At 38.0% G+C, this 303-nt stretch carries 1 protein-coding gene; it reads right to left on the bottom strand.

What is annotated here, in order from left to right; all coding sequences use genetic code 11:
• Nucleotides 1-280, bottom strand: a 280-nt coding sequence (locus tag ACX6CF_RS27025) for a hypothetical protein (RefSeq protein ID WP_458788468.1), incomplete at its 3' end; no start/stop codon positions are given.
• Between the last annotated feature and the right edge of the window lie 23 nt (nt 281-303).

The following is a 303-nucleotide window of genomic DNA, read 5'->3' as shown; positions in this document are numbered from 1 at the left end:
CATCAATGACGCCTTCAAAGCTATGAATAATTTGCCAGTCAGAAAATAGTTCAGCCAACTCACCATGCTTTAATAAAAAACTAGGATTTTTCGGTCGTCCAAATTGTGGCTGATCTACAGTAAAGGTTTCATAAACAACATAACCACCAGGTATAACCGCTTGTTTTATTTGTTCAAATAGAGGTCGATGCAAATAACGAAAAACGATAATCGCTGAAAACGACTTACCCGCTAAAGGCTTTAACTCCTCTTGCTCAAAATCAACTTGCCAAAAGTTCACCGTTGATTTTTCCTCGCCATGAT

It is taken from the genome of Vallitalea sediminicola (assembly GCF_054408565.1).
Note: the sequence above shows the minus strand (reverse complement) of the source record. Positions and strands in the feature narration are given on the sequence as shown.